Genomic DNA, 13,686 nt, shown 5'->3' on the forward strand with positions numbered 1-13,686 from the left:
TGTTGTAAGGTCGTTGTCATGGTTTTATGATTGCTGTATTTGGTTGTCAATGTTCGGATGATGTCTCTATTATTACGGCTATCACTAAGATTTGTAAAGGGGTGTAACGACAGTTAAACTGATGACGATTATAAGCTGGGCTTATGTAAGGGATTGGTTGCTGTGTCTCATGTAGTCTAGGTGGATGGGAATGCAAAGGTATGGTGATTATGCTGGCTTCAACTCCAACTGATATCGGTACAAAGCGACAGGACACTCCCTAGCGGTAAAATAATCCGGGTCTTGTGGCGACAAATAAATCGCTGTAACCTGATCGGCTTCAATTCTGTTATTTGCAGAGTCGTCGCCCCCAACAAATCGATAAGCCGTAGTTGTTTCCACTTCATTTAAATAAATATCCGACTCTCCCCGAAATACCTGCTGAGAAATCTCTGTAGACACAAATCGATCGGGATTTGGTGTCTCAGTTCCCCGACCGGTCACAATTGAAATGAGCTGCTTTTCCCCTTTCAAAACAGTAATTTGGCGGTTGGGATTGGTCGGATCGACTTTCACCGAAAGTACAGCGCCATCGCCCAAATAAGCCTTAGCGATATTGAAACCGTTGAAAGTGCGATCGGCTACAATTTTATGAGTTCGCTTATTTTGTTTATTTAAAATCAAACCCAAATTTTGTTCTGGTTCAAACCGTACTTTAAATAATACTGGCTGCTGCAAATAGCGCCGATTTCCCTCAAACCCAGGACTGACAATATTTGGGGCTAAAGGGGCTGCTAAATCCACCAAAGTGCTCGCAACATTCCAATTACCAGTCATCCAGTCTGGATAAACCAAATCGCCTCTAGCTACAGCCACAGTTGGCTTACTGTCCCAATTAGGAAAACTCGATAGGCGATCGGCCAAAACCCCCGCACTCGCATCACCACCCCACAGCAGTACCACCAAAACCAGACAAAAACCCCAAATTACTTTCATACCACAGGACATTCAAATAACTAACATTCTCAGGAATTATAAGTGATACCAAATCCGATTGAATCGGAATGATTAAACCGCGAAGGCGCAAAGGACGCGAAGGAATAGAAAGAAGAAGATGCACTTCTTCCTTCGCACTTTATTCTGTAAAACAGGTTTAAATTGACTCAACAGGTGCAGGTTCCCAAACCTCACCGTATTTATCCTTCAATTCATGCCAATTTTCCACCTGTCCCGGTTCATATTCGCCCGGTTTTCCCCACTGCAAAAATGCGCTCAGAGCCGGATCGTTTTTTTCATCTAAAAAACGAATGGCATAGGTAGTGAAATTGCCTCTTTTTGCCTCACCAGTCTCGAATTTTACCTGTTTAATTTTATCCATATTCAGGTGAAATTCAAATATTTCGGCGTGCATATTTGCATATTTACCTTTCGGCAACTCCGCATAAAACAGCTTGTGAATTGAACCTCGCACTTCCAGGACAGCAGCGCTGCTAGTTACAATTAAACGCAGCGTTCCTAATTTTTCGCAAGCTTCTAAGAATTCTTTTAGGTTAGACATAATTGGGAATGGGGAATTGGGAATGGGGAATTGGGAATGGGGAATTGGGAATGGGGAATTGGGAATGGGGAATTGGGGAATTGGGAATTGGGGAATTGGAATTAACACAAATAACCAATAACCAATAACCAATAACCAATGACCACTGACTATTGTTCATGCAGTTCGTAAGCGGCTACAATCCGCTGCACCAACGGGTGTCGCACCACATCCGCCTGAGAAAATTCGCAGAAAGCAATCCCCTCAACATTACCCAGAATTTTTTGTGCAACTGCTAATCCTGATTGTTGATTGGGGGGTAAATCCGTTTGAGTGATATCGCCTGTCACCACCATTCTCGATCGAAAACCCAGACGAGTCAACACCATTTTCATCTGAGCCGGTGTGGTATTTTGAGCTTCATCTAAAATTACGAAAGCATTACTGAGGGTGCGCCCGCGCATATAAGCTAAAGGAGCTACTTCAATCAGCCCTCTTTCCATTAAATCAGCCATTTTTTCGGGTTCGATCATTTCTTGGAGGGCATCGTAAAGCGGCCGCAAATAGGGATCGACTTTTTGCTGCAAATCTCCGGGTAAAAATCCTAGTTTTTCCCCAGCTTCTACGGCGGGTCTGGTTAAAATTAGCCGTTCGTACTGCTTGCTTAACAGGGCTTGGATGGCGAAAATAGCTGCTAGAAATGTTTTACCCGTACCGGCGGGTCCGATGCAAAATGTCAGGTCATGGGTGCGTACAGCTTGGACGTACTGTCGCTGCTTGAAGGTTTTGGCTCTGATTTCTTCGCCACGGCGGGTTTTGGCGAGAACGTCTCGCTGCAAGTCTTGTAAATCGTTTTGGCGGTTGGTATCGAGAGCGAGGCGCGCTGTCTGGATTTCCACTCCGGTAATTGTTTTACCTGCTTTCCAGAAGTCGGAGAGCGATCGCACTAATTTATGACACAATTCTACTTGATTTTTTGTGCCGGAAATCAGCAGTTCTTGGCCTCGCATGACTAGGTTTGCGCCGGTTTGCTTAGAGATAGTCTTTAGATTTTGTTCTTGATGGCCGGCAAGCGACATGGCGCTTTGAGGGCTCGGCAACTCTATGGTTAGTGTTTCAGTCATGCCAACATAAGCTCCCTCCAAATAAGCAATTAAAAGTTAACAATTACCAGTTAGATTGGTCGCATTTTGCAAACAAAAAAACGCCCGGTACTAGCTTTTACCTAGTATCTAAGGCGTGTTTTAGATTTAGCTCCCAAATGAGTTTGGTGCTTGAGGTACAAATCAAATCTCCTTTCTATCAAGTCAGGCAACTTTAGATGTTAGATTTTAGATGTGAGATTTTAGATGTGAGATTTTAGATTTTAGATCTATCTAATCCCGTTCATATTTTAGATTTTAATTTTTTGCCCGATCGCACAATCGGCCAACTAAAATCAGACGGGATTTGTAAAAAAAGTTTACAACAGACAATCTAAAATCTAAAACTATTTGGTTGCAGACTTGTTCGCCACAGAGCAGTTAATAGCCTGGAGTATTTCTGCTGGTTCTAAACGTAGGTGTATTAGTGCGGCGAGGTTGCTCTCTGGGAGCTCTGCTAGGTAAGGTCGTGGGTGGCGGTGCGGAGGTTCGGGGTCGGAAGTCTCCTCGATCGCGAGAACCGCGATCGGGGCGATCGGGCCTGGGTGCAGGCGATCGCATTTCACCTGCTTCACCATCGTATATGTCTAAGTAGACGGACTGGCCTGCCGTCTGCGCCACCGCTTCGAGGGTAGTTCTAATAGCCTGAATATTACGTCCACCCCTACCGTATACCCGTCCTTTGTCTGGATCGTCAAAAGCTAGTCTCACCCAGACCCGCGACTGACGGGGGTGGATTTCACAATCAACCCGCAAAGAGCCTGGGGACTCTAAAAAAGGGCCTATTAAAAATTTCACCAGTCCAGCGTAGTTAGGACTAGCTGACGGAGGTTGTGTTGCTGGATTCAATGTTGGCTCCGGCTCCGACTTGTTCAAATACATTGGCTTTTCTCAGGATGTCACGCACAGTGTCAGTTGGCTGAGCGCCTTGTTGCAGGCGCTTGACAATCGCTGGAACATCCAGCCTCGTTTCGTTATTTCTGGGGTTGTAAAAGCCGAGCTCTTCTAGAGGGCGGCCGTCGCGGCGGGTAGAACTGTTCATCGCTACAATCCGGTAGCTTGCCTCGCGTTTCTTCCCGTATCTCTTTAATCGCAGTTTGATCATCTTCTTGCACAATAGTCCTCCCCTAATTGTGACACAATTCACGCGCGAAATTTCACATTATGTGTGGGGGATGGGCCCTGGGAATCTGGCAACGGCCAACTGCCTAATGAGTTCTGGCATCAACCTCCTAGTAAAATATCGGTGCGATTGGCGGCCCCTAGGGCTGGTCTGCGGCCGTCAATATGGGGTGTAATTACCTTCGGTAAAGTCGATGCTGTTCCCCAACGGCCAACCAATTTTTGCAAAAACACATCTTGCTGGGCTCTCAAAGAGTCCCAATCGGTACCGCGATTAATGATTGCAAACCAAACTAAACCCCGATCGCGCGTTGGTATGGCTCCAGCCAAGGCAATCACGCTGTCCAAAGTGCCTGTTTTCACCACAGCGTAGGGGGGAATTTGACGATATTCGAGAGTCCCTGCATCGCGCCCAGACACCGGAAACAAGTCAGCAAGAGTCAACGGAGTAGTTTGAAGATAACGCCCGATCGCCTGCATCATTGCACAAGCAGCCCTAGGAGACATCTGATTTTCCACTCCCAATCCCGAACCATTAACTAATTGCAGTTCCGTCGCCGGTACACCAGCGGCCCAAGTAGCTTGCTGCTGCACAATTTTTGCCCCGCCCAAATTGTCAGCCAACATCTGAGCAATTTGATTATCGCTGTGAACGTTCATCTGCTTGAGAATTTCCACCAAAGGGAGCGATCGCCGCGTCATCAGCAACCGCCCAGAACCCACAAATTGCTGCTGAGGAACTGTGCTACCAACCACAACCACCTGCGGTCTCTTCGTACCGGGAGGCATTTTAGAATAGATTGACTGGACATCCCGCGACCAACTGCGACCATTGAGGGCCTCCCGCAACAACTCCCCCGCAGTCACAGGATCGGACTGTTGATTCATGCGAAAATTGCCAGTCACAATTAAATTGCCCGCGACGCGACGAATTCCCAGATCGTTGAGAGCATTACCAACGGCGATCGCCTCCTCCCACACAAACAGAGGGTCGCCCCCCCCGCTCACCACCAAATCCCCCTGCAACACGCCATTGCGAATCGGCCCAGTCCCCCGGAACCGGGTTTCAAACTGATAATCCGCACCCCAAGTTTCTAGGGAAGCCAGAGAAGTGGCAATTTTGGTTAGCGAAGCCCCTGGCATCAGTGTGGTTCCCTGTTGACTTACCAATGGCAACATTCCCGCCTGGACCCAAACTCCCTGATTTCCCTCAGTCAACCCCTTCCTCTTCAAATCCTTGAGAAATTCCTGCACTGCGGTGGAGGCTGGTAAATCGGGATTAGCCCCAGAGACTCCCCCGTTTGCCAAATCCATCGCGACTCCTAACCCTGGTATCCCTCCCTCCCAAGCGAGCACCGAGGCGGCATTTGCGCCCACACTGCTGACCCCAGCCATATGCAGCCACACAGATATAATTCCAGAGCTAAATAAATCCAGCATTTTCCACTCCTAAAGTCCTATTAACTATTGCATTGAGTTTGGGAATTTCCCGTCCACCGATTTGAGATTTTAAGTTGAAGATTCGAGGATTTTAGATTGTATCAGTAGGCTCCTCCATGGCAATAGTCTCATTTGGCGATCGCCAAATGTAATTCTTTATTGATACTTCTCGACTCAGGCTCCAGACTTCCTGGTAGAATCTTGAAGGTTTCTCAAAGATTGGGCAATGGGATCGACACGCGCAAGAATTGCAATAGACGCTATGGGTGGGGATCACGCCCCCGCCGAAATTGTGGCTGGAGCGCTTAAGGCACAAACAGAATTAGGTGTAGAGATTTTGCTAGTGGGCGACCCGCAGCAAATAGAAGACTCGCTCCGACAACAAGACGCGCTGAGCCGCGTCTGTGCAGGTCAGCTTGAAATCGTTGCTTCTGAAGGAACGGTGGAAATGCACGAAGAACCTTTGAGTGCCCTCAAACGCAAGCCTAAAGCTTCGATTAACGTAGCGATGAATTTGGTGAAGCAGCAGCAAGCCGATGCTGTGGTGTCCGCTGGTCACTCCGGCGCGGCCATGGCTGCGGCTCTGCTGAGATTGGGACGACTTCCTGGGATTGACCGGCCTGCTATCGGTGCGGTGTTGCCGACAATGGTGGCTGGTCGCGCTGTACTGATTCTGGATGTCGGTGCTAACGTGGACTGTCGCCCCAAATTTTTGGAGCAGTTCGCGGCCATGGGCACCATTTACAGCCAGTACGTACTGGGTGTGGCGGAACCCAAAATCGGTCTGCTCAATATTGGTGAAGAACCTTCTAAAGGCAATGACGCAGCAGTGCGTACTCATCAATTATTGGTGGACAACCCTCATATTCCTTTTGTGGGGAATGCTGAAGGTCGTGATGTGCTCTCTGGTAACTTCGACGTGATTGTGTGTGACGGCTTTGTCGGCAACGTTTTGTTGAAGTTTGCCGAAGCTGTGGGCGAAGTTGTGGTGCAGGTGCTCAAGGAAGAATTGGTCAAAGGACTCCAACATCAAATTAACGATCCTCTGCTGCAAAAAAGTCTGCAAGGATTCAAGCAGCGGGTAGACCACGTTGAACACGGTGGCGGTTTGTTGTTGGGCGTTGCTGGAGTTTGCATTATCAGCCACGGTTCATCTCAAGCTGCTTCTATTGCTAATGCGGTGCGTTTGGCGAAGGGAGCTATTGATAACCAAGTTCTGGAGCGAATTCAATCGGAATATCGCCACAGTGCCATCGAACAAGAAGCTAGGAATTAAAGTTAGTAGGTAGATGGACATAAATCAACGTCACTAGATCCGCAGAGAGTTACAAAGCTTGTCCCTAGTCTGAGCGATTTCTTTGCTTCTAGCTGTGGACACGCAACATATATGTTTAGCTACTTACTGGAAAATTAAAAATTAAAAATGTCAAGTTAAAAATGTCAAATTAAACAAGTTTTTTGGCTGAAATAAACTGATTTCAGTGGATGCTTAATTTTTTTTAATTTGTAGTTTTTAATTTTTAATTTCTAGACCGATCGCTCATAAATGGAGAAGAATGTTGCAGCAATCAGGGTTTGGTATTGCCGTCACGGGTAGCGGTTCTTGTACACCGCAGGTTTCGCTAGATAATCACGGTTTGAGTCAGATTGTGGAAACCTCTGATGAGTGGATAGCGGCACGCACAGGAATTCGATCGCGCAGATTGGCAAATCATGGAATGTCTTTGTGCGATTTGGCCACATTCGCCTCTCAACAGGCGCTATCCATGGCACAAATTTTGCCGACAGATATAGATTTGATTATTTTGGCGACATCGAGCCCTGACGATTTGTTTGGGACTGCGGGTCAAATTCAATATCGCTTGGGTGCGACAAAGGCTGTGGCTTTTGATTTGACAGCAGCTTGTTCGGGCTTTGTGTTTGGTTTGGTGACAGCCTCTCAGTTCATTCGGACAGGGGTTTATCAAAATGTGTTGTTAATTGGGGCAGATATTTTATCTCGGTGGGTGAATTGGTCCGATCGAGGTACTTGCATTCTGTTTGGAGACGGTGCGGGTGCGGTAGTATTGCAAGCTTCAGAAATCGATCGCTTTTTGGGATTTGAAATTCGCAGCGATGGCACTCAAAATTCCTCTCTCAACCTGGCTTACAAAGCACAGTCCCAAGAATTAATTGATGGTGTGAATATCGGACAAGGTACATTTCAACCCATCACCATGAATGGTCAAGAAATCTATCGGTTTGCGGTGAAAAAAGTCCCGGAAGTAATCGAAAAAGCGATGTTTCGGGCAAATATTAGCGCCACAGAAATTGACTGGCTGCTGTTACACCAAGCGAATCAGCGAATTCTGGATGCAGTGGCCCAAAGGCTACATATTCCGCCGGAAAAAGTCATTAGTAATTTGGCAAATTACGGCAATACATCCGCAGCTTCAATTCCTTTGGCTCTGGATGAAGCCGTGCGTCAGGGTAAAGTGAAAGCGGGAGATACTATTGCTGCGGCTGGTTTCGGTGCAGGTTTGAGTTGGGGGGCGGTGATTTTTCAATGGGGAAGTTGAAGGTTTGCCAGCCAATTGTAAATTAATCCTGGTGACGATCGGGAGATTGTGGGCTCTGCAAGAAAATTAAATATCCACAACCAGACAATTTTGCCACAGCATCAACGCTGGCGGGCTGGCGATCATCGGGTGTTGCTCAATGCTGGTGGCGGTGGATGGTAGTTTTTGCTTGTGAAACTAAAAATTATTTGGGCTGTGATGGACTTTCGCCACTCGGTAGCTAATAATTTAGTCCACAAATATTAATAACCTCAAAGTAGCACAAATAAATTATAGGAAATTTTGAAAAAAGTTCCCCGCTCTGTTATAATTGTAAGTCGCGCATAGATAGTGAATGAGCGAGAAACAAATAATTTTTGCAATCACCAATTAGCAAGTACCAATTAGTAAATTACCGGAAAAATGACTAAAACAGCATGGGTATTTCCCGGACAAGGTTCCCAAGCGATCGGGATGGGTGCAGACTTATTAAACTTGCCAAAAGCCAAAGCCAAATTCGATCTAGCAAAAGAGATTTTAGGCTGGTCTGTCCCAGAGATTTGCCAAGAAGAAGCAAAACTCTCTCGGACTCTCTACACTCAGCCTTGCTTGTACGTGATAGAAAGCATTTTGACCGATTTAGTGCGCGAAAAGTTCGATCGACCTTCCCTAGTGGCCGGTCACAGTTTAGGAGAATACACCGCCCTGTATGCTGCGGGTGTCTTTGACTTTGAATCAGGATTGCGCTTAGTGAAACGTCGCGCCGAACTGATGGATAATGTCTCCGGCGGGCAAATGGTAGCTTTGATCGGATTCGACAGACAGGAATTAGAATTGCAAATTCAATACAGTCGAGACGTGGTGCTAGCTAACGATAACAGCGAAGCACAAGTAGTCATTTCTGGAACCCCCACAGCCGTAGAAGAATTGCTGGCCAAAATCAAAGTCAAACGGGCGGTAAAATTGAATGTTTCCGGCGCTTTTCACTCTCCCCTGATGTCACCAGTGGCTGCGGAGTTTCAACAAGCTTTAAAATCGGCCAAATTCTCAGATGCTAAGATGCTGGTGCTCTCCAATTCGGAACCCACAGCTACCACAAGTGCAGCTACTTTGAAGCAGCGCTTGACTCAGCAGATGACTAAAGGCGTGCGGTGGCGAGAAATTTCCCTACAATTGCCACAACAGGGAATCGATCGAGTTGTGGAAATTGGGCCAGGTAAAGTGCTCACAGGTTTGATTAAACGAACAACTCCCGATTTAACCTTAGTAAATGTGAGCTGTCTGGCAGATTTGCCGAGTTAATCTATGGTTAACCTAGGGACATGAAAAAGCCCGATTGAATACCCAGATACCGGGTGCATCTGTGTTTGGCAAATATATTCCTATAGGCTATAGCATGAGGGCTGTAAATTTATGGCGCGAGCTAATAAATTGTCTGCGCTCATGCTTCGCCTATGCAAAATCGGGATACCTGACTGCTTAGTTGAAGTCAGGTATGGCATTAGAATCAAAGAAATTTGAGATTAATCGTCTACTCCTGCAATGGGAGCAAAACCTTGTCGCTGAATATTTTCAGTGATGGTGCGAGGTTCGAGGAATTGTAGCAAATAATCTGGGCCACCGGCTTTGGAACCAACTCCCGAAAGTTTGAAGCCTCCGAAGGGTTGCCGCGATACCACAGCCCCTGTAATTCCGCGATTGATGTACAGGTTTCCTACTTCAAAATCCGCGACGGCGCGATCGATATGGGAAGGCGTGCGAGAATACAATCCGCCAGTTAAAGCAAAATTCGTGCCGTTAGCAATCGTAATCGCTTCATTAAAATTCTGGGCCCGAATCACTGACAAAACCGGACCAAAAATTTCTTCTTGGGCAAGAGTTCCTGTGGGTGGTACTTCCGTCACAATCACTGGGCCAATGAAATAGCCGGTTTCGGGTGCTGACATTTCTAAAGCGATGTTAGCTTCGGCGCGGCCTTTGGCGATATATTCGCGGATGCGGCCATGAGCATTCCCATCGATGACTGGGCCGACTTGAGTGCCGGGATTTTCTGCAGGACCAACATTGAGCGATCGCGTGGCTTCTACTAATCTTTGCACAAAAGTGTCATAGACCGATTCGACGACAATTACTCGCGAACAAGCGGAACATTTTTGGCCGCTATATCCAAAGGCAGAATAAACAACACCCGCCACAGCTTGGTCTAAATCAGCACTTTCATCGACAATAATGGCATTCTTGCCACCCATTTCGGCAATCACTCGTTTCAGGTGTTTTTGTCCGGGCTGTAAAATCGCAGCATCAGCATAAATTTTGCAACCAACTTCTTGAGAACCGGTGAAAGTAATCATGTGGACATCGGGATGTTTCACCATGTAAGCGCCCACGGTGGAACCTTTACAGGGCACGTATTGAAATACACCTTTGGGGATACCCGCTTCTAGCAAAATTTCAGTAATTTTAGCGGCAATTACTGAGGATACTTCCGCAGGTTTGAGTAAAGTACAATTCCCTGCAACTAGGGAAGCAACTGTCATCCCCACAGGAATTGCTAGGGGGAAATTCCAAGGAGAAATGATTAAAGAAATGCCGCGGGGCTGATAGCTGTATCGGTTAGTTTCTCCGGCGATGTCGTAATTTTGCCCTTGGTCTAACCGTTCCATTTCGTCGGCGTAGTAGCGACAAAAATCAATGGCTTCGGAAACTTCAGCATCGCATTCTCTGACTGGTTTACCGACTTCAAATACCATCCAAGCTGACAGTTCGTGCCGTCTTTTTTCCATCAATTCTGCGGCTTTGCGCAGCACGCCGGCGCGCTGTCTGACGGGGGTTTTCCGCCAACTGGTAGACGCATCTTTGGCGGCTTGCAGGGCTTGTCTGGCTTGTGATTCCGAAAGCAATCCGATTTTGCCAACTACTTCTGTGGGGTTGGAAGGGTTGAGGGAGTTGACTGTGGTTTCGGTGTTTTGGTATTCGCCGTTAATTAGGGGTAAATAGGTTTGTCCGAGGATTCCGCGCACTGATTTAATGGCGGTTTCTGCTTGTTTGCGGAGTTCGGTATTGGCGTAGTCTGTATCGGCTACGTTGGGAAATACTTTGCTGTAAACTAGCTGGTCATTGCCCTTGGCTACTGGGGCGGCTAATAATTGGTCGATCGGCATTTCTTCGGAACTTTGCCGGATGAAGGAACTGTTGGCGGTATTTTCCAGCAAACGGCGGATTAAATAGGCCATTCCTGGGAGTAAATCGCCGTAGGGACAATAGACTCGGACGCGATAACCTCGATCGACTAATAGCTTAGCCAATTTGTCGCCCATGCCGTACAATACTTGCATTTCAAAGCGACGACGTGGTATGTTTAGGGTTTCGGCGATCGCGATCGCCCTGGCTTGCGATCGAACGTTATGACTGGCGATCGCTGCATACAAATATTCATGATTTTCCAGCAGCAACTGGGTCATTTCTTCAAAGTTGGCATCTGTCGCAACTTTGTCATTGTAGACAGGCTGCGGCCAATCTTTCTGCATCGCTTTAATCGTTTCCTGATCCCAGTAAGCGCCTTTTACCAGACGCACCGTTAGCGGATTGCCGCGTTTTTTCGCCCAATCAATAATCCCTTGCAAATCTTGTTTGCTGTCGCGCAAATAGGCTTGCAATGTGATACCGACATCTGTGCGCCCGCGAAACTCTTCTTCTAACAACAACTCTTTGAGAATGCTGAGAGTTAAACTTTTATAAACATACTGTTCCATGTCGAAATGGACAGCAGCACCCAACTCCTGGGCGCGACGGAGTAAAATGCGAATTCGATCGCTAACTTTGGCCTCGCTACCTTTGGCATCCAGCGGGTCAAACTGAGAATAAAATGCGGTCAACTTGACAGATACTTGTACTCGTGGTAAAGTTTCACCATCAGCTTTATCGATCGCATCTACCTGAGACCAATTTTTCGCAGCGATGCTCAATTCCTGCATTAGTTCCAAATAGCGATCGAGATAATTTTGCGCCTCAGTTTCAGTAATTACAGCTTCCCCCAAAAGGTCAACGGTAAAACCCATTTTATCCTTGCGAAGTCGTTCTAAAGTTTTAACTACTTGCTTGATATTTTCCCCAGAGATATACTTGTGCGCCAAGGTTTCCACCGCCGGCGCAACGGTTGTGGCCGCCAATTGACCGGGAATCGAATCAGAATTAGTAAAATTGAGCAATTTTTTCAAAGCTTCGGGCAATTCTACCTCTTCAGCAGTCAGGTATTCTTGCAGGTGGCGAGCAATTTCCGGCTTGCTGCGGAGGGCTGGTAAACAATCAATAAATCGAAACAACTGCACCCGGAGTCCGGGGCTAGCCATTGCCCAGTCTAGCAGCTTGTCATCCCAACGCATTTGGTCTTGTAGTTGACCCAAAAAGGAGCGTTTTTTATCTTGAGTTGCCTTAAGAATTTCTTTAGCAATTTCCTGAGTTTTTGCTTCGTAGATACTTGGAGATACTTGTGCGATCATTGGTGATTGATAATTAATAAGAACCAGAGACAGATTTACTATTTTACTTCAATTTTAACTCCATAGTTTGCTTTATTGTCGCCAGAAAGTTCAATAGTATAGTCCCCGCTGCTGGGTAGTTGACCTTGCCACGGACTTGTGCTATTCGCCGTACCTAATTTTTCACCGTTAGGAGCAATAATTGCGGCGCTAACTGTGCCTTCTTCAACTTTTAATGTCATGCTTTGGCCACTATTACACTCAACTAAGTAGCGCTTTGATTTGTTGTCTGGCAAAGTATTCCTGAGAGTAACTCCGATCGCCCCTGGTTCAAAGCTAACTCGCTCAGTGACAGCCGTTTGGGCCGCAGGAGAGGGGAATGCTGAGGGCGATGGAGAGGCCAATTGCGGCACTCCTGACAGGGTTGGTGTCAGAGTGGGAGTGGGCGACGGGATGCTGGAGACAGGTGATTGTGGAGTTGCGGGTGCGGGGGGAATCGCAGGTAGTCGATTAGCTGGAGTGGCAGGGATGGGGGAAGGGCTGGGAGGAAGTGGTACATCGGCGGGCAACTTGATTTGTAGGTTGACTCTTTCCTGATACATTCTCCAGGCTAACAAAGTACCCAGACTTAGCACAGAACCGACTAACATTCCGCTCAGAAAAACTGCTACAACTTGCCAAACTCCTGTTTTTTTGGGTTCGGGATTCGGAGTGGGATTTAGTTGAGTTGGGTAATTGTCATAGTCAATGGTTGGCGGTAGGATGTCCGCCTCCATAGGAATTGTTTCTGTTTCTGTTTCCAAATTAGCCATTAAAATATCTTTTTTTATGGTAGTTTCAGCGCTGTTTTCTGATTGAATTTTAGTATTTAAAATATCTTCTGTAATAGCAGGATTTACAGTGGTTTCTGTGTCATTATTAGTATGGGGAATATTTGCTGTTATCATAGTTTCTCTAGAAACATCCAGAGGTGCGGAATCGCTAGTTAAAGAATGTTCTGCGTCTAGGGAAGTTTCTCTCGGAGTTGTTGCTGGCTGGGAATCGGTAGTTAAAGAATGTTCTGCGTCTAGGGAAGTTTCTCTCGGAGTTTCTGCTGGCTGGGAATCGGTAGTTAAAGAATGTTCTGCGTCTAGGGAAGTTTCTCTCGGAGTTTCTGCTGGTTGGGAATCGGTAGTTAAAGAATGTTCTGCGTCTAGGGAAGTTTCTGGCGAAGTTTTTGGTGGTTGGGAATCGGTAATTAAAGAATGTTCTGCGTCTAGGGAAGTTTCTGGCGAAGTTTTTGGTGGTTGGGAATCGGTAGTTAAAGAATGTTCTGCGTCTAGGGAAGTTTCTCTCGGAGTTGTTGCTGGCTGGGAATCGGTAGTTAAAGAATGTTCTGCGTCTAGGGAAGTTTCTCTCGGAGTTGTTGCTGGCTGGGAATCGGTAGTTAAAGAATGTTCTGCGTCTAGGGA

Annotated in this window: 11 protein-coding genes; 3 read left to right on the top strand and 8 right to left on the bottom strand. The window is 46.8% G+C overall.

Annotation, left to right across the window (positions count from 1 at the left end; all coding sequences use genetic code 11):
- Nucleotides 1-207: 207 nt before the first annotated feature.
- The 6 genes from AAFP14_RS26290 to AAFP14_RS26315 all read right to left on the bottom strand — a co-directional run bounded on the left by AAFP14_RS26290 (nt 208) and on the right by AAFP14_RS26315 (nt 5,220).
- Entirely contained in the window at nt 208-975 is a 768-nt protein-coding gene (locus tag AAFP14_RS26290; protein ID WP_341735113.1) for a DUF6816 family protein, read from the bottom strand.
- A gap of 157 nt (nt 976-1,132) precedes the next feature.
- Entirely contained in the window at nt 1,133-1,537 is a 405-nt protein-coding gene (locus AAFP14_RS26295) for a ChuX/HutX family heme-like substrate-binding protein (protein WP_341735114.1), read from the bottom strand.
- Between the two features lie 149 nt (nt 1,538-1,686).
- The gene (locus tag AAFP14_RS26300; RefSeq protein WP_341735115.1) at nt 1,687-2,640 is read right to left on the bottom strand and encodes a PhoH family protein; all 954 of its coding nucleotides are present in this window, start codon (nt 2,638-2,640) and stop codon (nt 1,687-1,689) included.
- A 399-nt stretch (nt 2,641-3,039) separates the two neighbouring features.
- Complete coding sequence (locus tag AAFP14_RS26305) at nt 3,040-3,540, bottom strand: KH domain-containing protein (RefSeq protein WP_341735116.1); 501 nt, start codon at nt 3,538-3,540, stop codon at nt 3,040-3,042.
- Complete coding sequence (rpsP, locus tag AAFP14_RS26310; RefSeq protein ID WP_341735117.1) at nt 3,476-3,763, bottom strand: 30S ribosomal protein S16; 288 nt, start codon at nt 3,761-3,763, stop codon at nt 3,476-3,478. Before rpsP ends, AAFP14_RS26305 begins: the two co-directional genes overlap by 65 nt.
- 119 nt (nt 3,764-3,882) lie before the next feature.
- A complete protein-coding gene (locus AAFP14_RS26315) occupies nt 3,883-5,220 on the bottom strand; it encodes a D-alanyl-D-alanine carboxypeptidase (RefSeq protein WP_341735118.1) in 1,338 nt (445 codons plus the stop codon).
- Between the two features lie 226 nt (nt 5,221-5,446).
- Here AAFP14_RS26315 and plsX point away from each other — a divergent pair, with 226 nt between their 5' ends.
- The 3 genes from plsX to fabD all read left to right on the top strand — a co-directional run bounded on the left by plsX (nt 5,447) and on the right by fabD (nt 9,059).
- Nucleotides 5,447-6,496, top strand: a complete 1,050-nt coding sequence (gene plsX, locus AAFP14_RS26320; protein ID WP_341735119.1) for a phosphate acyltransferase PlsX — start codon at nt 5,447-5,449, stop codon at nt 6,494-6,496.
- Nucleotides 6,497-6,776: 280 nt separating this feature from the next.
- Nucleotides 6,777-7,778, top strand: coding sequence for a beta-ketoacyl-ACP synthase 3 (locus AAFP14_RS26325; RefSeq protein ID WP_341735120.1), 1,002 nt, complete (start codon nt 6,777-6,779; stop codon nt 7,776-7,778).
- Nucleotides 7,779-8,180: 402 nt separating this feature from the next.
- Nucleotides 8,181-9,059 (top strand): ACP S-malonyltransferase, encoded by an 879-nt coding sequence (fabD, locus tag AAFP14_RS26330; RefSeq protein WP_341735121.1) that lies wholly within the window; start codon nt 8,181-8,183, stop codon nt 9,057-9,059.
- A 221-nt stretch (nt 9,060-9,280) separates the two neighbouring features.
- Here fabD and pruA read toward each other — a convergent pair whose 3' ends face one another.
- A complete protein-coding gene (gene pruA / locus AAFP14_RS26335; protein ID WP_341735122.1) occupies nt 9,281-12,256 on the bottom strand; it encodes an L-glutamate gamma-semialdehyde dehydrogenase in 2,976 nt (991 codons plus the stop codon).
- 38 nt (nt 12,257-12,294) lie between these two features.
- A partial coding sequence (locus tag AAFP14_RS26340; RefSeq protein ID WP_341735123.1) for a hypothetical protein occupies nt 12,295-13,686 on the bottom strand: 1,392 nt, incomplete at its 5' end.

The sequence above is a fragment of the Microcoleus sp. EPA2 genome, assembly GCA_020882975.1.
In the GTDB taxonomy this organism is placed as follows: Bacteria; Cyanobacteriota; Cyanobacteriia; order Cyanobacteriales; family Microcoleaceae; genus Microcoleus.

What these genes read in the sequence shown, in the direction of transcription:
- AAFP14_RS26290 (WP_341735113.1), bottom strand. Translation starts at nt 975, where the DNA reads ATGAAAGTAATTTGGGGTTTTTGTCTGGTTTTGGTGGTACTGCTGTGG.
- AAFP14_RS26325 (WP_341735120.1), top strand. Translation starts at nt 6,777, where the DNA reads ATGTTGCAGCAATCAGGGTTTGGTATTGCCGTCACGGGTAGCGGTTCT.
- AAFP14_RS26295 (WP_341735114.1), bottom strand. Translation starts at nt 1,537, where the DNA reads ATGTCTAACCTAAAAGAATTCTTAGAAGCTTGCGAAAAATTAGGAACG.
- plsX (WP_341735119.1), top strand. Translation starts at nt 5,447, where the DNA reads ATGGGATCGACACGCGCAAGAATTGCAATAGACGCTATGGGTGGGGAT.
- pruA (WP_341735122.1), bottom strand. Translation starts at nt 12,256, where the DNA reads ATGATCGCACAAGTATCTCCAAGTATCTACGAAGCAAAAACTCAGGAA.
- fabD (WP_341735121.1), top strand. Translation starts at nt 8,181, where the DNA reads ATGACTAAAACAGCATGGGTATTTCCCGGACAAGGTTCCCAAGCGATC.
- rpsP (WP_341735117.1), bottom strand. Translation starts at nt 3,763, where the DNA reads ATGATCAAACTGCGATTAAAGAGATACGGGAAGAAACGCGAGGCAAGC.
- AAFP14_RS26305 (WP_341735116.1), bottom strand. Translation starts at nt 3,540, where the DNA reads ATGTATTTGAACAAGTCGGAGCCGGAGCCAACATTGAATCCAGCAACA.
- AAFP14_RS26300 (WP_341735115.1), bottom strand. Translation starts at nt 2,640, where the DNA reads ATGACTGAAACACTAACCATAGAGTTGCCGAGCCCTCAAAGCGCCATG.
- AAFP14_RS26315 (WP_341735118.1), bottom strand. Translation starts at nt 5,220, where the DNA reads ATGCTGGATTTATTTAGCTCTGGAATTATATCTGTGTGGCTGCATATG.